Raw genomic sequence first — 15,795 nt, forward strand, 5'->3', positions numbered from 1 at the left:
GCTCATGCGTTGCGCTCGAGCAAGGCGACGAGCTTGTCGAGTTCCCCGTCCCAGCCGTCACGGTGGTCGGCCATGACCTGTGCCGGATCGCTGGTGCGCTCGAAGCCTGTCTCAACGACGGTGAGCTGCGTGCCGCTGGGGGTTGCTTCGAGGGTGAAGGTGAAGACCGTCGAGCGCTGCTCGTCGACCATCTCCGGAAGCGGGTCTTCCTCGTTGCACCAGCGGTACGAGACCTCTGAGCGCGGGTCGAAGGTCTCGACCCTGATCGGCGCTCGTCGCTCGCCCGGCCAACCGATCGTGCCGAGGGCGCCGGCACCCGTACCGGTGAGGCTGATCTGGCCGAACCACTGCGAGATCAGCGCGGGCTCGGTGACGGTGCGCCAGACCTTCTCCAGGGGGGCGTTGATGTGGATCGTACGGCGCACGCTGAAGGTGTCGGCGTCGATCACGGCCTGAGGGTTTCGGGTGCTCTCCATGAGTGTGTCCTCATTCTTTGGTTGGTGGTCACTGGGCGGTGGCAGGCTGGGTTTCCTGGGGCGGGGACGCTCTCTGCGACCGGCGCGCGGGCCGTAGGGAGCGGCTGGCGATCGCCGCGGCAATGGACACGCCGGCGAGGATCACGGCCGTGAGGATCGCAGTTGGGACGCCGCCGATGTCGATCGCCTGCCCTCCACTGAAGGCGCCGACGGCGTCGCCGAGGTTCCCGGCGGAGGCGGGCAGGGAGGCTGCGAGGATCACACCGGGGCCGGCAAGGTGTTCGACGCGGTGCTGCCAGGGGCTCGTGATTCCTGCACTGCACACGGCGAGACCGAGCAGCGCGATCACCGCGACGACCGGGTTCGCTCCCCACATCATCATCGCGACGAGCGATGCGGCCACGCCGATGGCGCCGAGTATCAGGGCGTGTGCGGCTCCGGCATCAGCAAACCTGCCACCGGCGAACGACCCGATCGCGGCGGCGATCCCGAAGCCCATCAGGCACACCCCGATCCAAGGCCCGGAGACCCCGGTGACGCCGTCCAGGAAGGGAACCAGGTAGGTCTGCGCAGCCGAGACGCCCGCGAACAGAAGGGTGCCGACGGCAAGCACCGCGAGCACGGGCGGGGCGAACGCGAACCGCAGTTGACCCAGCATCCCGACCTCGCTCTCGCCCGGCACACGGGGCACCACAAGCAAGGCGATCGCGAGGACGACAGCGGCTGTCAGCACGACGGCGAGGAAGGACACGCGCCAGCCGACGACTTCGCCGAGCAGTCGGCCCAGCGGCATCCCCACCGCACTGGAGACAGCGAACCCGGAGATCACCACCGCCATCGCCCGGCCGACTCGCTCTCGCGACACGATCGAGGTCGCCGTCGTGATCGCTGCGGCGATGAACAGCCCCTCCGCCGCACCGATCACGATCCGGGCCGCGATGAAAGCCTCCAGGCCGGCACCGAGGGCGGGCAGCAGGTTCAGCCCGGTGAACACGGCGAGCGCGATCAGTAGCACCGGCCGCCGGCCGAGCCGGGCGGTCAGGAACGTCAGCAGCGGCCCACCGATCGCGATCCCGAGCGCATTCGCAGACACCAGCGCGCCCACTGCTGAGAGCGGTACCGCCAGGTCCGCCGCCATCAGATCGAGCATTCCCGCCACGAGCATCTCGGCGCACCCCATCACGAACGTTCCGGCGAACAGCACGCTCAAAACGATCGCCACCCGCGAACGACCTGTATGCGGACGTCTCCGTGCGTCAGACATCAGAACCTCCAAGAACATGCAACCGTGTGGTTGCAGTAAAGCTTGCCGCACATTCGCGGAAATTGCAACCGAGCGGTTGCACTATCGAGCACCGCTCGATGTTGAGCGAACGTCGTTGCTGCGAGGGCACGATCCCCCTTATAGCGGCCACTGAGCAATCACCGATGCGGGCATGCATCGTGATCTCGCTGTTGGCCGGCGCGAGGACCAAGGAGATGCGCGCCCTGACTTGGACACGCATCGACCTCGTGGAAGCCTGCTGTCGAGTCAGGCAGTGCCGATCGAGGGCATCGCCGCCCGAGCGGGCCACGTCGGCACAGTCGTGACAGAAGGTCTACCGACAACATGAACCGCGTTCCGTGCTCCGAACCGGGGCGAAGATGGAAGAGGTCTTCTCTGATCTGCATCTCACGGCGACGTAGCAGCCCGAGTCATGCGAAAGGCCGGCCTCCCAAGCGAGAAACCGGCCTCTGACCTACTGGTGGAGCTTAGGGGATTCGAACCCCTGGCCTCTTCCATGCCATGGGCGGGGGTCGTGTTGGCCATGTTCGCCGAGTGCCGCTCATCCCCTTATGTACAAGGCGTTCTCGCGTTCCTGGTTGTTGCGAGTTCGACGCGCTTTGAGAACGTTGCTACGCGAGGTCGGCTCCCAAGACCCTCCCGTGGCGGCCTACTTGGTGAGGTCAGAACAGTTGGGGCGAAGTGGCGGCCTGATGCCGTACTTCTCGATCACGAATCGCCAGAAGAGCGGAACAGCTTCCGAAGGAGGTCGGTCGATGCAGTCGTTCCGACCTGTGCTGGAGAGATGCTCGATGCGAACCTGCCCGGCAGGCCCCGGTCTCATCGATCCGGGCGCTCGGACGGCGATCATCTCGCGGACCTCCGCGCCGACCGGGCGCGGCACGACCATGAGGTCATGCATCGATGTGCTCCCCGCGAGAAGTGCATCTGCACCGGAGTCGATGACACTGTCAACGATATCGACCAAGTACTGGAAGTCCGGATACCTGGCCGCCATACCGCCCAGAAACGACCGAATGTCCGCCCACGATCGTTCCCCGAACCCATAGGTCCAGGGCCGACTGACGCCACCCCGTCGCCATTTGCCCACAGCACAGTCTCGCACGCCGCGACGCCGAGGTTTAGGTTCGAACATGCGCCGTCCAGGCGCGTTCAGGGTGGTATGACTCACGCTCACGCCGGTAGTGGTACGACTGCCCGAACCAAGGCGGACCACGCTGAACGCAACCACTGGTGCAACCATGCCAGCTCACTGCGAACTCAGGGCGGCGTGGTCGGCGCGCAGGGACTCAGCAGTCAAGGTCACCGCTTTCCGTGCCAACGCTCCAGCTCCGCGATTGCCTGCTCGTTCCGATTCGCAACGGACGCAATGACCGTGCCGGGCTCCGCAAACGCGATGATCGGGGTCCATATCGTCGTTCCAGATCGGCTCGTCCATCGGACTGCGGGAAACGCGGTGATATCGAGGATCATCGACCGGTCGATCGTGCGGCTCCGGAAAATGCCTCGCACCGTGAAAGTGTCGCTGTCGCATCGGACACCGAGTCGGTAGCCGCGGATCGCGAGGATGACACCAACAGCGGCGAGGACAGCCGCACGAGCGAGGTAACGATCTGCGGTGGCTTCAAACCACCACTCGATACCGAGCCCGACGAGCACGCCACCGGGCAGCATGCTGGCGATGCGCGTGATCATCAACGGGCGAAGCTCCACAGTGGCAATGGTGCCAGTCGGCGTACCCGTCCGAGATCGCGCGAGGTGTGGGGACCCCAGCGAACCCCGAATCCGCTGATAATCGAGCTGATCGCGTCGATCTACGAACTGCTTCTGGCGACCCGATCGAGTGGGAGTTCGTTCGTGTTCACCTCACTGCAAGGCAAGCCCTGGTACCGCTCCAACTTCCGCCAGCGCTTTCGGCGGCCCGCATGGGACGGCGTCGATCCGAGCAACCCGACTTCGGAGCACCACATGCCTGCGATCCTCCCAGGCTTCCGCTTCCACGAGGGGCGACACACGCACGCCACCTGGCTCACCGAGGACGGCATCGAGGAGGTCGCGCGCCGCGCTCGGCTCGGTCACAAGATGAAGGGCATGGGTCGGGTCTACGACCACGTGACACCTGAGATGGAGCGTCGGATCTCGGAGGCTCTAGAGGACCGCTGGGTCACGTCCGTACTCGCCCTGGACGATGACGAGCAGGAGAAGCTGCTCACGCGGGTGCCCGTGATCAAGGACACCATCGAGAAGGCCCAGCAGGAGGCTGAGACACTTGCGGCCAAGTTGGTGGGAGTCGAGCGCTTCTCCCAAATCTCTCCCACTGAGGCCTCTAACGAAAACAGGCCAGGGGGCGAAAGTGCCTCCTAACCTGCGATCTCTTGCGGTGGAGCTTAGGGATTCGAACCCCTGACCTCTTCCATGCCATTCACACCCAGCCTCTGGACGGCGGCCAGTGCCCCGACTTGCCGCCGTCCGTGAGCGTCCGTAGCTGTCCTGCCTCGTGCCGCCCCGTTGTCACTCAGTTAGTCACTCAGTGCGGGTAGCTCGCGGGCGACAGCGTGCCGTCAGCGTTCACCTGCCAGCGCGGTGTGTCCTCTGAGATCATGTGGCTGCCGCGTGGCGGCTCGAACGTCCCCTGGGCGGTCACCATCAGCGTCTGTGATCCTCGTAGTAGGCACGCACCGACGGCGATGGTGATTTGCCCACCGGCCAGGATCGCTCTGCCATTAAGCACACCTGTGACATCCACCGTGCCCGCAGACTCTAGATCACCGTTGAGTCGACCATGGATGCCAGCGGACGCGCCAACTGCGACCTGCACACGCCCGTTGACCTGGCCGTATACCTCCAGATGCGCGCCCGACTGCACGATCACGTCACCATTCTGCTGGCCAGTGATCTCCTGGTCCTCAGTTACGTTCAGCATGCGCTCACCTTAACTGCCAACTGACCGAGGCTTGTTCAGCCACTGCGAGAACCGGGCAAATCGGCCGGGTCGCCGGACCACTCCTACTGCCACATCAAATTCGTCCCTGAAACAGTTGATAAGCGGCATCTGATGGTGGAAAAACTGCGACCTCTGATCCTCCGGGATTCCTTCCAGCGCCCATTGATACCGAACACCAATCGCACCAATATACGCAGCAAGCACGTACCCAGTTATATTCGTGAACTGCCGATCAACAAACGGAACATCCGGGCTGATCGACAGGCCCATTCCGAACTGCCGATGAACCGAATCTGTGGTGATTAGAGCCATATGCGCATCACCCATATCGGTGGCTCCATCAAGAAATTCTCGCAGAGAATCAGGCACCGGAAGTCTAGTCCGCACCAGTCGGCACCCGAAATGCTTCGCATAGTAGCGGGCCAGGTTCAATACGCCCTCTTCCCAAGTGGCACCGTAGACCTCTTGGAAGTCGACGCCAGGCATGATTCGCAACCATCTATGCCCACTGACGTATGCAGAGTAGGTTTCATACGCGTCATCAAATGCCTTAGATCTCCGGTTGTTGCAGTCGCCGCACATTGACTTGGGAAACTTGACGACGCCGTATCGGTCGCGAGTGATCCCGCTCTTACCGCGAATCTCCCGAGTGTCAGCGCCGTCAGACTCCCCCCAGATGAGCAAGTCGTCATCGCCCATGAGTCTCGCAAGATCAGTTCGCTTGAACTTGTGCTCGCCGGTCGTCGCTGGCGAGGTCCGACACCACCAGCAAATACCGTCGCCATCTACCCGGAGATGCTCCAACTGCTCCGGAGACGCGACGTCCCATCCCCGATCGTCGTACAACTTTCCCCCTAGTCGATTGAGATGAAGCTCAGGAATCGCTGACCCAAGCTCGTCGTCATGCGCTGGAATCGTCCGTCAGCTGACTGAATGTCGCCGAGGGAGCTAAAGCCCAGAGCCACACGCGCATCGGCGAGATCGGCCACTAGGAGGTCACGCCAGTCATACCTATCAGCGAACTGCGGCTCCACTACGTTGACCAGCTCAGCAAGGCTGACGTGCCCGACCTCCTCGAAATGCCCTATATGTTGCTGGAACAGCTCTGTCGGGCGGTCTAGCAGCCTGAGCATGACGATGTGAGACGGCGAGAACTGGTCAACCAACCTGAAGAATCTGGCCTGCTCATCGACGTCAGGTGCATCGGGGCTGATGGAGTTGACGAGGCCGTTCCGCAAGGCGTCCAGCTTCTCCTGCTGATGTGTTGTCTGCGCGATACGGGCTGCGACTATGAACGCGTCGAGAAAGACCTCGTCATCGGCGAGGTTGTTATGCCGGCGCGCCAGATCGTTCACAGTCTCTGTGATCTCGTGTATCCACCTGTCCAGTCGCCTGTTGTATGGCCGATTCATGAAATGGAGATAACCAGCGGCGGCAGCACCTCCTACGGGTCCTGCGAGGCCACCGATTGCACCTGCGAGGAGCTCGTCCACCAACTCCAGGGCCTTACCATCCGACATGTCAGCGCCTCAGAACGTCGTGGCCGCGTTGGCCGCGAGGACGTCGGCCGCCTGGACGAGCTGACGGCGACCGATGAACCGGCCCGCGACAAGGAGACCGGCATTGTGTGCCTCCTCCCCCGCATGGCTGTACGTCAGATCTGTCACCAGCAGGGGAACTAGGCCAGCCTCGAATGCATCAACTGCGGTCTTCAGAACGCAGGATTCTGTGTCGAGACCGATCACGATCATCTGACGCCAGCCGTGCTCGGCTACGAGCGCTGACCCCACCTCAGAGAAGAGGGAATATGTCGGCTTATCCAGTACGGCCACAGCTCCGGCAGCGAGGTCCTTCAGCTCATCGACAATCTCGAACTCGTGTGAGTCTTTGTGGATAATATCGTAGTTGAAAAGCTGCTCGAACAGCGAATTAGGCGTGTTGTACCACCGCGTCATGATGTACGGCCGTCCAGTAGCAGCCCATTCGCGAATGAACTTCGACGCTAACGGAATCACGTGAGCAGACGCCGGGGAAACGAATCCGTATTGCATGTCGACCACGGCTAAGACGCTGTCATCGAGGTTGATCATTGAGCTTACCTTTCCACGTCCCTGAGGATTTCCACAGCGTCTCGCAAATGCTCGTCAAGCTCGCTGGTCTTGAGGATTGTGGTTCTCATGGCAAGGTGCTGCGTAGTCTCTTGCGGGCGAGTATTCACCATCCTGGATGCCACGCCTCGCACCCAGCGCCAATCGTATCCGTCGGGGATCTGCGGGTCGCGTCCCGATTCGACCTGAGTCCGAATGTGATGGCAGTAGCACCACAGGCTCTGCACCATGATCTCGAATTCGACAAGCGATCTCTGGGCGAGTGAACGTCGGTCCGCGATCGGAAAATAGGTCACTGCGGACCAACTGGCATAGGCATGCGAGATACCGCTCGCGCCGAAGTCGAGAATTCGACTGTCGTTGTAGCCGTCACGGAGGAATGCCCGTTCAACCAACTCGGCATGGGCAACCGACTGCACGTCCTCATCAAGGTTCAACATGCTCTTCTGATTGCAAAGTAGCCGGAGCGCCGTCTGCAACTCTTCGCCGTGCCACGGAAGCGCCGTAACCCAGAAGGCACTAAAGGCATACTCGGGCCCGCCGTACTCCTGATCGGTGAGCTTCCTCGTGGCTTCATCGGTCCATTCCAGTTCTAGCGGGTATGAACTGTGTCGCCAAACCGCGACCTCAGCAATCGAGCGCGGCGTTAGTTGCTCTTCGATGTGGAAGAGGAGGCACCCCCACGGGAAGCCGTACAGGGTGCACTCACCGCGTGGATGATCGAGTTTGATCCGCCACGCCTGCGACCACTCGACGTTGCAATTCTCCGCTCCAAGGTCATTCCCCAACCGTTCAACAACGTCAGGCCCGACGTACGCCGGCATAAATTTGTTGCTGATCATCGCCAGGTCCTCCCCCGGTGGCCCGCTGGCGATAGTTGGATCACCGAACAGGTCGTACGGGGAGCATTCGTAGACGCCACAGTAGAGCCGGATGTACATCTCGTCCGTGACCTGGCTCTGTCCGGTCTCGTGCCGGTAGATCGCCTTTTCCATCGCGGTGCGGGTGGGCATCGACAGGCCGAGCTGGTGGCCGACCCGCTCTAGTTCACGGGCGAGTCGGCCACGCCCCCACTTTCGCGCCTCCCGGTATTGGATCAGGACGCCGCGGCGAGGTGCGGGAATCGAAGATTCGGACATCGGTCACGTCCTCCCATGTCCAAGGACACGGCGCATGTCCAACTGCGTCCAGTGATGTCGTCTACGCGGAGCGTGAATTAGTCGGCAGGCTGAGTGACATGGAACGAATCCCATCGTCGTCAGCGTCCCTCGGGCGACGCGGGTGCCTCGGATCGCGCCCGGGGCTTTGGGCCCCGGGGAGCCGGGGGGATGCCTTCAGCGCGAGCGAGCTTCCGCACGTAGGCCGTAGTGAACGGCGAGAGCTGCTCAACCTCGTTCGGCGTCACACCTGCACGCAGGGCGGCAAGGGACGCCGCTATGACGGCCTGCCGGGCGGCCTCGTGGGCGCTCTCGGTCTGCCGATACAAGCGGGTCGCTTCGGTCAGTTCGTCCCGTACGTCAGTCACACCGACATGGTATCGGATCACACTTGCGAAACCCGCGACTCACAAGCTACGGTGATTCGCACCAGAGATTCGAAAAAGAGTCTCGAAACTGAAAGGTGACGCCCCGGCGGCTGCAACCGCCGAGGCGTCTGGGTCGCGCTAGTCCATCGAAGAGGAGCACAACCCCAATGAGCATCATCTACCTGACCGCAGTCCATGGCGAGGAGCCGTCCGCTGCGGATCTGGCGGGCATCGAGCAGGAATGGCCGCTGATCGCGGCCGAGCTGGACCTGTTGGACGCACAGATCGCGTTCATCAACGCCGGTTCCAACGCGTCGGCGCTGGAGACGCGCCGCATTCGGCGCGCTGCGCGCCGGGTGCTGGAGATCGGCTGGGAGCTGGCCGACCGCGCCCCGGAGACGGAGGGCGTGGCATGAGCACGCTGATGACGGCCGGTACGGCGCTGGCCGATCTCGTCCAGGTTGACCTGGGCTGGTGGAAGCTCGCGGGCTACGACCTCGTGCAGGTCGTCTCGCCCCGTACGGCTCTGGGGACGGCGTGGATCGTCTGGCACGGCGACCACGTCTTGCACACCACCGACACGCTGCCCCACGCGGGCGGCTGGGTCGCTAACCATCTGACGGGAGGTCAGGCGCGATGAGCACTCCGCTGCGTACGTCGTACCCGGTCCCGGTTGAGGACCTGATCCCGGCCGCCCGTGAGTTCGCGGCCGAGTTGGGCGAGGTCCCGTCGCAGAACCGGTTGATGAAGCACCTGCGGATCGGCAAGGACAAGGCCAGGGCCGTCCACGCTGCCCTGACCGAGGAGCGCGCCGAGGACCGCCCGGAGATCCGGCTTCACTCGGTGCCGGATCCGGACGAGAGCACCGCCGAGCCCACGACCGAGGCTGGGACTGTCAACGAGGCCACCGAGGGCGCTCCGGAGGAGTCTGCGCAGGTCACGCCGCCTAGGGACCTGCTTCCGACCACCGACACCGCGCCCGTCGATCCGGTCCCCGCGGCTGCCGAGCCGAACGGCGCGCGGGGCATCTCCCCGGCTCCGGAGACAACCTCGGACAGTGATGCTGAGACCGGGGACGAGATGCGCCCGGTTCGGTCTTGGCCGGTGCTGCTGCTGGCGCTGCCCGCGTTCGTCGCGGTCTGGTCCGGGTGGGTTGGGCTGGGTGAGCTGACCGGGTTCGGTGTCGTGCATCCGTTGCCGGGGATCGCGGACGGGTTCACCCTGAACTCTGCGATCACGCTGCCGATCGGTGTGGAGACCTATGCCGCGTTCGCGCTGCGGGTGTGGCTGTCCGGCCGTGTCCCGGCCAAGGCGCGCCGATTCGCCAAGGTCTCCGCGCTGTCCGCCCTCGCGCTGGGCGCGCTGGGACAGGTCGCCTACCACCTGCTAGAGGCCGCTGGCGTGACGGCCGCGCCCTGGCCGATCACCACCGTTGTGGCCTGCCTGCCCGTTGCCGTGCTCGGCATGGGCGCCGCGCTGGCCCACCTGATCCACACCCGCCCTGCCCGCCCCACCAAGAACGGGGAGAAGTGACATGACCGAGCCCATGAACAACCTGCCCGACCCGATCGACCTGGACGCGCACCGCGCCCGCCGCGACGACGTACCCGAGTCCGCGCAGGCCCCGAAGGAAACGGCCGGCGCACTGGTGCCGCTGTCGCCGGGTGAGGTGGAGTCGATGGACACCGCCTACGAGATCGCGTTGGACGACACCGACGACGACCCGGCCACCGGCAAGGTCATCGTGCCGGTAGACACCCCCGGCATGCCGGTCCCGGTCGCGGACGGGCAGAGACTGCCGATCGTGCCGGTGCATCTGCGGCCGAAGGCGCTGCCCGCGACGATGCGCCGCGCTGGCGGCCGGGCCGGGCACGTGACGGCCTTCCATGCGGTGCGCTCGCCCTGGTACGCAACCAAGTTCGCCTGGTTCGCCGGTCGAGGTCTGTCGCGGCTGATCGGCAAGCAGTTGCGCTGGTGGTGGGTCCCGAACTCGATCACGCTGGAGCAGAAGGCGGCCGACGCCGGGGAGCTGAAGGAGTGGGAGAAGATCCACCGTCAGCTGAAGGCCACCCGCCTATGGCGCGGTCTGGTCCTCGCAGCACAGAACCTCGGTCTGCTGATCGGGTTGCCGATCGCGTGGAACGCGGCCCCGGCCGCTGGTCTCGCGGCGGTGGGTGCGGCGGCGGTCGCTGGGCTGGCGCACTACGGCAGACCCGCAGGTCAGACCGTACTCGGTACCGCTGTTGTCGCGCCCCGATACCGCAAGCTGAACTCTGACATCGTGCTCCGGGCGTACTACGCGGCGGGGCTGGGCAAGCCGGATCGCGCCGACCAGGAGGTCCGGTTCGGGTCGCCCATGTCCCGCGACGCTAGGAATACCGGTTCTCAGGTGGTGGTGGATCTCCCGTACGGCAAGGGCTGGTCCGACGTGGCCGGGGCGCGGGAGAAGATCGCGTCGGGTCTGGACGTGCACGTGAATCAGGTATTCCTGACCCCGGACAAGACCAGCTCGCGGCGGCACACGCTGTTCGTGTCCGACCGAGACCCGCTGGCCGTCGCGGTCGGCCGCACGGAGATGCTGGACTGCAAGCCGCGCTCGATCTGGGACCCGGTCAAGCTCGGCAAGGACGAGCGCGACGCACTGGTCACGCTGCTACTGATGTGGAACTCGCTCCTAGTCGGTGCACAGCCCCGTAAGGGCAAGACCTTCTTCGCCCGGCTGGTGGCGCTGTGGGCGGCGCTGGACCCGTACGTGAAGCTCATCGTTGCTGACGGCAAGAACTCCCCGGACTGGCTGGCGTTCAAGAAGGTCGCCCACCGCACGGTGTTCGGGACACACCCGAACCCGAACGACGACAACCCCGTCGAGCGGCTCCAGGCGATCCTGGACGAGGTCCTGAAGCACATCGACACGGTCAACAGCATCCTGACCACCCTGCCGGTCACGATGTGCCCTGACGGCAAGCTGACCAAGGAACTCGCCCGTGACCCGCGCTACCCGGACCTGCGCGTCTTGGTAATGGTGATGGAGGAGTTCCAGGTCTACTTCGAGACCGAGGACCAGGCCGTGAACAAGGAGATCGCAGCCAAGCTCTCCCGCATCCAAGCCGTGGGTCCGAGTGCCGGCGTGGTGCTCATCTCGTCATCGCAGAAGCCGTCAGGTGTCGGCGCGGGCGACGTGTCGCGGCTGTTCAACCGGTACCGGGACAACCACTCGGCACGGTTCGCATTGAAGTGCGGCAACCGCACCGTGTCCGAGGCGATCTTGGGCGGGGACGCCTACCAGGAAGGGTTCGACGCCTCCACGCTGCCGGTGGGCGATGAGTACCGGGGCGTGGGCTACCTGTACGGGGTCACCGACAACACCCCGACCGTGCGGTCGTTCCTGGCCGACGCGGCCGACGCGGACAAGATCCTCACCGCCGCACGGAAGTACCGCGAGCAGCTCGGCACGCTGACCGGCGAGGCGGCCGGGGAGGAGCTGGAGCGGGCGACCCGCGATGTGCTGGCCGACGTGCTGACCGTGATGGGTCCGGACGGCAAGGCGCACTGGGACACCATCGCCGGACGGCTCGCCAACCAGATGCCGGAGCAGTACGACGGCACTACCCCGGAGGCGATCTCCGCGCAGGCCCGCGCCCAGGGCGTCCCGTCGGTGAACGTGAAGCGCGACGGCGTGGTCCGCAAGGGCGTCAGCGCCGACGACCTACGCGCCGCCATGGCCCGCCGCGACAACAGCAACCAGCCGGGAGGGCAGCGCTGATGGATCTCGACGCCCGCCGCCAGGCGCTGGCCGACCGGCATCAACGCGCCCTCGACGAGTACGGCGCGGCCTGGCACGAGCTGGCGGAGCTGTCGCGGCCCGACCCGCTCACCGGCCGCGTGTGGCGAACCTCGGAGTGGCGAGCTGCCCGCTTCCGGTTCCGGCGCGCTGTCCGGGCCGTCCGTCGAACCCAACCCAGGCGCTACACACGGTAACTGGATGCACTGAGGGTGCGGGACGAGTGAAGTAGCGGCCCCGACGCTACCGGTAGCGGCTGCGCTACCCGTCCCGCTACCCCGTAACCCATCTCTCACCTGGCCGTTCTTTCGCGCGTAGCGAGTAGCGGCCACGGCTCCTCACGCTCAAAAACAGCCCGTTGGAGGCTTCCCATGCTGTCCCGCGCCGCTACCCCTATCTCTGCCGCCGCTACCGAGGGTAGCGACCCCTCCGCTACCCTCACTGCCGCCGCGCACACCGCTGGACAGGTCGCCACGGTGGCACTCATCGTGATCATCGCCGTCGCGTTCTACCTGTTCACCTGCCTCGTGTGGCCGTTCGGCAAGTGCCGCCGCTGCAAGGGCGTCGGCAAGTTCAAGTCCCCGTTCGGCCGGGCCTACCGGCACTGCGGGAAATGCGACGGCTCAGGACTGCGGGTCCGCGTCGGCCGCCACGTCATCAACCACATGCGCGCCGTCCGGGGCGCGGGCGAGAACTCCACCACCGGCAAGGGGCAGCGCTGATGTGCGCCGCGCCGGACGGGCTCAGCCTGCACCCGGCCCGGTCGTGCTGGATCGAACTGTGGAACGGCCAACAGGCCCTCGGATGGGATCACCACGGCACGCCGGTATTCCGGTTCCGGTGGGCACCCGCAGGACTCGCCACCCGCCGCCAGCTCCGCGCCATGCGCATGTCACCAGGTCGGCAGGAACCGTACGCGCTGCTCGTGTGGCGCAACGGCAAACGCTGGGCGTGGCTGTACCGGCTCGACCTCGCCCGCCCGTCTCGCGTGCCGTCACCGGCACAGCTCAACGCCCTGGACAAGGCGATGCAGGCCCGCCGTACCTGCGGGCTCTGCAAGGCCGTCACCGACTACTGCATCCCCACCTCTGACGGCCGCTGCCTCGACTGCATCGACGCCGCCAACTCCCCGCACGCCGCCTGACCCTCCTCGAAGAAGGACCACCGATGAAGCGACTCATTCCGGCCGTCGTCGCGGCCGTCCTGCTCTGCCTGACCACCGGCTGTGCCACCGGAACCGTGGTGGACAAGGGCTACCGAACCGATCAGGTCGTCGTCAACGGCAGGAACCAGTCCCGGCCGTGCTGGTGGGTCAAGTTCCGCGACAGCAACGGCAAGACCCACACCGCCTGCACCTCCCTCGCCAAGTGGAAGCACGCCAACCCCGGCGACCAATGGGCCGCGCAGTGAACGCCCCGGACGCGATCCTGACAGCCGCCCTGGAGGCGACCGGACGAGGCTGGCCGGTGTTCATGCTCGGCCGGTCTAAGCGGCCGGTTGCCAACTGCAACGACTGCCGCGACCAGGCGCACGACTCCGCGCACGATCCGGCGACCTGTGGGCACCTGACCTGCCACGGGTTCTACGCCGCTACCACCGACCCCGAACGCGTCGCCGAGATCGTGACCGCCGTCCCGGCTGGGCAGCTCGCCGTACGGACCGGTGCCGTGTCCGGGCTGGTGGTGGTCGATGTGGACCCCGCGCACGGCGGAGACGCGAGTCTCGCCGCACTGATGGCGTGTGGGCTCGTGCCGCGCACGCTGTGGGTCCGAACCGGCTCCGGTGGTGTGCACCTGTACTACCGCCACCCCGGCCGCGAGATCCCATCGCGGCCGATGCCGGGCCGGGCCGGGATCGATGTGAAGGCTGACGGCGGGTACGTCGTCCTTCCGCCGTCGATCCACCACCGGACCTACCAGCGGTACCAGTGGGGCGACGGATCGGCAGAACCGATCGAGATGCCCCGCTCGCTGATCGACGCATGCCTGCCGCCTATGCCGGCCGATTGCACGACCCACCCGGCCGAGCCGATCCGGACCACCTGCGCGGGGGGCATCTCGAACCCGGAAGGCCTGCTTACGTCCACGCTGAACGCCGTCCGGAACGCACCTGAGGGCAAGCGCCGAACGACGCTCTACGGCGCGGCACGTGGTGTGGCGCGGATGGTCGCGGCAGGTGCGATCAGCCACGCCGACGCGATCGCCGCGCTGACCGATGTGGGGCAGCAAGTTGACCAGACCGCCCGCGACATTCGAGCCGCTATCGCTGGTGGCTTCCATGACGAAGGGATCGCCGCATGACCACCCCGACCGACACCGATCACACCGCACCCGAGCGGATCGACGGTGCCGAACTGCTGGATGACGTGGCCGCCACCATCACCCGGTACGTGATCCTTCCCAACCCGGCCGCGCTGATCGCGGTTGTGTTGTGGATCGCAGCGACCCACGCGGTACCGGCGTGGAACTGCGCCGCGCGGCTGGTGATCCGGGCACCGCAGCGACGCTGCGGGAAATCGCGCCTGCTGGACCTGGTGGAGGCCATGTGCCACCAGCCGATGATGACCGCGAACGCCTCCCCGTCAGCGGTCTACCGGTCGATCGGACTCACGCCGTCCGATCCGCCAACGCTGCTGATCGATGAGGCCGACACGATCTTTGGACCCAAGGCAGGCGACCACGAAGACCTGCGCGGACTGCTCAACGCCGGTCACCAGCGCGGCCGTCCGACCAAGCGGTACAACGCCGGACTGAACCGCGTCGAGAGTCACGAGACATTCGCAATGGCCGCCCTCGCAGGCATCGGCGCGATGCCGGACACGATCGAGGACCGCGCCGCCGTCATCCGGATGCGCCGCCGTGCGGCCGGTGAGACCGTCCAGCCCTACCGCGTACGCCGGGACGGCCCGGCCCTGGCCGTGGTCCGCAACCGGCTGCACGAGTGGCTCACTGCGCACGTGGACGAGCTGACCGACGCCATGCCCGCGATGCCGCTGGAAGACCGCGCCGCCGACACCTGGGAACCCCTCATCGCGGTTGCCGACCTCGCCGGAGGCCACTGGGTCGCCGACGCCCGGCAGGCCGCGCTGACCCTGCTGGCCGAGCAGGAAGACTCCGCCGAGCTGCCGTTGTCGGTGCGGCTGCTGGCCGACTGCCGGACCGCGTTCCGCGACGCCGACGCCCTGCCCACCGCCGACCTGCTGCAACGGCTCCTGGCCGACGAGGAAGCACCGTGGGCGACGCTCGGATCGGGCGGTCTGTCACCGATGAAACTCGGCATGCTGCTCCGCGACTTCGAGATCCGCAGCGGCAACATCCGCTTCCCCACCGGCCAGGCCAAGGGCTACCACCGAAGCGCCTTCACCGACGCATGGAACCGCTACTGCCCCGAACCCGAAACCACCGCCGATGACGCCGGTACGGGACAAGCCGTCCCAGCCGTCCCAGCCGTCCCAGTGCAGGTCACGCCGGGGACGGCTTCCGCCCCTGGGACGGCTCAAGCCGTCCCACCCTCCCAAGCCGTCCCGCACCTGACCTGCGAAGGGACGCCTGGGACGGCTGGGACGGCTTCCCCCCAAGAACCCGGACAAGCCGTCTGCATTCGTTGCCGACAGCCCATGTCACACGACGACGGAACCCACACCCACCCCACCTGCGAGACCGCATGAGGAGCGATT

Annotated in this window: 20 protein-coding genes; 11 read left to right on the forward strand and 9 right to left on the reverse strand. The window is 65.8% G+C overall.

The annotated features are described in order from the left end of the window. Positions 1–2 precede the first annotated feature (2 nt). The 4 genes from ABZX12_RS02855 to ABZX12_RS02870 form a co-directional block, all read right to left on the reverse strand. A complete protein-coding gene (locus ABZX12_RS02855) occupies positions 3–476 on the reverse strand; it encodes an SRPBCC domain-containing protein (protein WP_355689233.1) in 474 nt (157 codons plus the stop codon). Between the two features lie 28 nt (positions 477–504). Next, positions 505–1,698, reverse strand: a complete 1,194-nt coding sequence (locus ABZX12_RS02860; protein WP_355689235.1) for an MFS transporter — start codon at positions 1,696–1,698, stop codon at positions 505–507. 712 nt (positions 1,699–2,410) lie between these two features. Then, positions 2,411–2,758 carry a hypothetical protein gene (locus ABZX12_RS02865; RefSeq protein WP_355689237.1) on the reverse strand — a complete coding sequence of 116 codons (348 nt, stop codon included), beginning with the start codon at positions 2,756–2,758 and terminating at the stop codon, positions 2,411–2,413. A gap of 305 nt (positions 2,759–3,063) precedes the next feature. Next, on the reverse strand, positions 3,064–3,474 hold the full coding sequence (locus tag ABZX12_RS02870; protein ID WP_355689238.1) for a hypothetical protein: 411 nt from the start codon (positions 3,472–3,474) through the stop codon (positions 3,064–3,066). A 45-nt stretch (positions 3,475–3,519) separates the two neighbouring features. On the opposite strand from ABZX12_RS02870, the gene ABZX12_RS02875 reads away from it, so the two are divergent. Continuing rightward, positions 3,520–4,125: a site-specific integrase gene (locus ABZX12_RS02875; RefSeq protein ID WP_355689240.1), complete on the forward strand. Its 606-nt coding sequence runs from the start codon at positions 3,520–3,522 to the stop codon at positions 4,123–4,125. Between the two features lie 163 nt (positions 4,126–4,288). Here the strand turns inward: ABZX12_RS02875 and ABZX12_RS02880 are convergent, their stop codons facing one another. The 5 genes from ABZX12_RS02880 to ABZX12_RS02900 all read right to left on the reverse strand — a co-directional run bounded on the left by ABZX12_RS02880 (position 4,289) and on the right by ABZX12_RS02900 (position 7,952). After that, positions 4,289–4,684: a hypothetical protein gene (locus ABZX12_RS02880; RefSeq protein ID WP_355689242.1), complete on the reverse strand. Its 396-nt coding sequence runs from the start codon at positions 4,682–4,684 to the stop codon at positions 4,289–4,291. A 9-nt stretch (positions 4,685–4,693) separates the two neighbouring features. After that, positions 4,694–5,191, reverse strand: a complete 498-nt coding sequence (locus ABZX12_RS02885; RefSeq protein ID WP_355689244.1) for a hypothetical protein — start codon at positions 5,189–5,191, stop codon at positions 4,694–4,696. 368 nt (positions 5,192–5,559) lie between these two features. Continuing rightward, positions 5,560–6,060 carry a hypothetical protein gene (locus ABZX12_RS02890; protein WP_355689245.1) on the reverse strand — a complete coding sequence of 167 codons (501 nt, stop codon included), beginning with the start codon at positions 6,058–6,060 and terminating at the stop codon, positions 5,560–5,562. Between the two features lie 174 nt (positions 6,061–6,234). After that, entirely contained in the window at positions 6,235–6,795 is a 561-nt protein-coding gene (locus ABZX12_RS02895) for an isochorismatase family cysteine hydrolase (protein WP_355689247.1), read from the reverse strand. A gap of 5 nt (positions 6,796–6,800) precedes the next feature. Next, a complete protein-coding gene (locus ABZX12_RS02900; RefSeq protein WP_355689249.1) occupies positions 6,801–7,952 on the reverse strand; it encodes a hypothetical protein in 1,152 nt (383 codons plus the stop codon). A gap of 553 nt (positions 7,953–8,505) precedes the next feature. Between ABZX12_RS02900 and ABZX12_RS02905 the strand changes: the two genes are divergently transcribed. The 10 genes from ABZX12_RS02905 to ABZX12_RS02950 all read left to right on the forward strand — a co-directional run bounded on the left by ABZX12_RS02905 (position 8,506) and on the right by ABZX12_RS02950 (position 15,786). Continuing rightward, a complete protein-coding gene (locus tag ABZX12_RS02905; protein WP_355689251.1) occupies positions 8,506–8,754 on the forward strand; it encodes a DUF6284 family protein in 249 nt (82 codons plus the stop codon). Beyond that, positions 8,751–8,978: a hypothetical protein gene (locus tag ABZX12_RS02910; RefSeq protein ID WP_355689252.1), complete on the forward strand. Its 228-nt coding sequence runs from the start codon at positions 8,751–8,753 to the stop codon at positions 8,976–8,978. Before ABZX12_RS02905 ends, ABZX12_RS02910 begins: the two co-directional genes overlap by 4 nt. Further along, positions 8,975–9,871 (forward strand): ABC transporter permease, encoded by an 897-nt coding sequence (locus ABZX12_RS02915; RefSeq protein ID WP_355689254.1) that lies wholly within the window; start codon positions 8,975–8,977, stop codon positions 9,869–9,871. The genes ABZX12_RS02910 and ABZX12_RS02915 overlap by 4 nt, the downstream gene beginning before the upstream one ends. Before the next feature lies 1 nt (position 9,872). Beyond that, entirely contained in the window at positions 9,873–12,101 is a 2,229-nt protein-coding gene (locus ABZX12_RS02920) for a cell division protein FtsK (RefSeq protein WP_355689256.1), read from the forward strand. Next, complete coding sequence (locus tag ABZX12_RS02925) at positions 12,101–12,316, forward strand: hypothetical protein (RefSeq protein ID WP_355689258.1); 216 nt, start codon at positions 12,101–12,103, stop codon at positions 12,314–12,316. The genes ABZX12_RS02920 and ABZX12_RS02925 overlap by 1 nt, the downstream gene beginning before the upstream one ends. Positions 12,317–12,595: 279 nt before the next feature. After that, positions 12,596–12,841 carry a hypothetical protein gene (locus ABZX12_RS02930; RefSeq protein WP_355689260.1) on the forward strand — a complete coding sequence of 82 codons (246 nt, stop codon included), beginning with the start codon at positions 12,596–12,598 and terminating at the stop codon, positions 12,839–12,841. Further along, positions 12,841–13,263 (forward strand): RRQRL motif-containing zinc-binding protein, encoded by a 423-nt coding sequence (locus tag ABZX12_RS02935; protein ID WP_355689261.1) that lies wholly within the window; start codon positions 12,841–12,843, stop codon positions 13,261–13,263. Before ABZX12_RS02930 ends, ABZX12_RS02935 begins: the two co-directional genes overlap by 1 nt. Positions 13,264–13,286: 23 nt before the next feature. Beyond that, positions 13,287–13,529 (forward strand): hypothetical protein, encoded by a 243-nt coding sequence (locus ABZX12_RS02940; RefSeq protein WP_355689263.1) that lies wholly within the window; start codon positions 13,287–13,289, stop codon positions 13,527–13,529. After that, positions 13,526–14,419: a bifunctional DNA primase/polymerase gene (locus tag ABZX12_RS02945; protein ID WP_355689265.1), complete on the forward strand. Its 894-nt coding sequence runs from the start codon at positions 13,526–13,528 to the stop codon at positions 14,417–14,419. The genes ABZX12_RS02940 and ABZX12_RS02945 overlap by 4 nt, the downstream gene beginning before the upstream one ends. Continuing rightward, positions 14,416–15,786 carry a DUF3631 domain-containing protein gene (locus ABZX12_RS02950; RefSeq protein WP_355689267.1) on the forward strand — a complete coding sequence of 457 codons (1,371 nt, stop codon included), beginning with the start codon at positions 14,416–14,418 and terminating at the stop codon, positions 15,784–15,786. The genes ABZX12_RS02945 and ABZX12_RS02950 overlap by 4 nt, the downstream gene beginning before the upstream one ends. The last annotated feature ends 9 nt before the right edge of the window (positions 15,787–15,795 follow it).

Source organism: Kribbella sp. NPDC003505 (genome assembly GCF_040610875.1).
Taxonomy (GTDB): Bacteria; Actinomycetota; Actinomycetes; order Propionibacteriales; family Kribbellaceae; genus Kribbella.

What these genes read in the sequence shown, in the direction of transcription:
- ABZX12_RS02920 (WP_355689256.1), top strand. Translation starts at nt 9,873, where the DNA reads ATGACCGAGCCCATGAACAACCTGCCCGACCCGATCGACCTGGACGCG.
- ABZX12_RS02885 (WP_355689244.1), bottom strand. Translation starts at nt 5,191, where the DNA reads ATGCCTGGCGTCGACTTCCAAGAGGTCTACGGTGCCACTTGGGAAGAG.
- ABZX12_RS02940 (WP_355689263.1), top strand. Translation starts at nt 13,287, where the DNA reads ATGAAGCGACTCATTCCGGCCGTCGTCGCGGCCGTCCTGCTCTGCCTG.
- ABZX12_RS02950 (WP_355689267.1), top strand. Translation starts at nt 14,416, where the DNA reads ATGACCACCCCGACCGACACCGATCACACCGCACCCGAGCGGATCGAC.
- ABZX12_RS02900 (WP_355689249.1), bottom strand. Translation starts at nt 7,952, where the DNA reads ATGTCCGAATCTTCGATTCCCGCACCTCGCCGCGGCGTCCTGATCCAA.
- ABZX12_RS02915 (WP_355689254.1), top strand. Translation starts at nt 8,975, where the DNA reads ATGAGCACTCCGCTGCGTACGTCGTACCCGGTCCCGGTTGAGGACCTG.
- ABZX12_RS02880 (WP_355689242.1), bottom strand. Translation starts at nt 4,684, where the DNA reads ATGCTGAACGTAACTGAGGACCAGGAGATCACTGGCCAGCAGAATGGT.
- ABZX12_RS02910 (WP_355689252.1), top strand. Translation starts at nt 8,751, where the DNA reads ATGAGCACGCTGATGACGGCCGGTACGGCGCTGGCCGATCTCGTCCAG.
- ABZX12_RS02935 (WP_355689261.1), top strand. Translation starts at nt 12,841, where the DNA reads ATGTGCGCCGCGCCGGACGGGCTCAGCCTGCACCCGGCCCGGTCGTGC.
- ABZX12_RS02865 (WP_355689237.1), bottom strand. Translation starts at nt 2,758, where the DNA reads ATGGCGGCCAGGTATCCGGACTTCCAGTACTTGGTCGATATCGTTGAC.
- ABZX12_RS02925 (WP_355689258.1), top strand. Translation starts at nt 12,101, where the DNA reads ATGGATCTCGACGCCCGCCGCCAGGCGCTGGCCGACCGGCATCAACGC.
- ABZX12_RS02855 (WP_355689233.1), bottom strand. Translation starts at nt 476, where the DNA reads ATGGAGAGCACCCGAAACCCTCAGGCCGTGATCGACGCCGACACCTTC.
- ABZX12_RS02905 (WP_355689251.1), top strand. Translation starts at nt 8,506, where the DNA reads ATGAGCATCATCTACCTGACCGCAGTCCATGGCGAGGAGCCGTCCGCT.
- ABZX12_RS02895 (WP_355689247.1), bottom strand. Translation starts at nt 6,795, where the DNA reads ATGATCAACCTCGATGACAGCGTCTTAGCCGTGGTCGACATGCAATAC.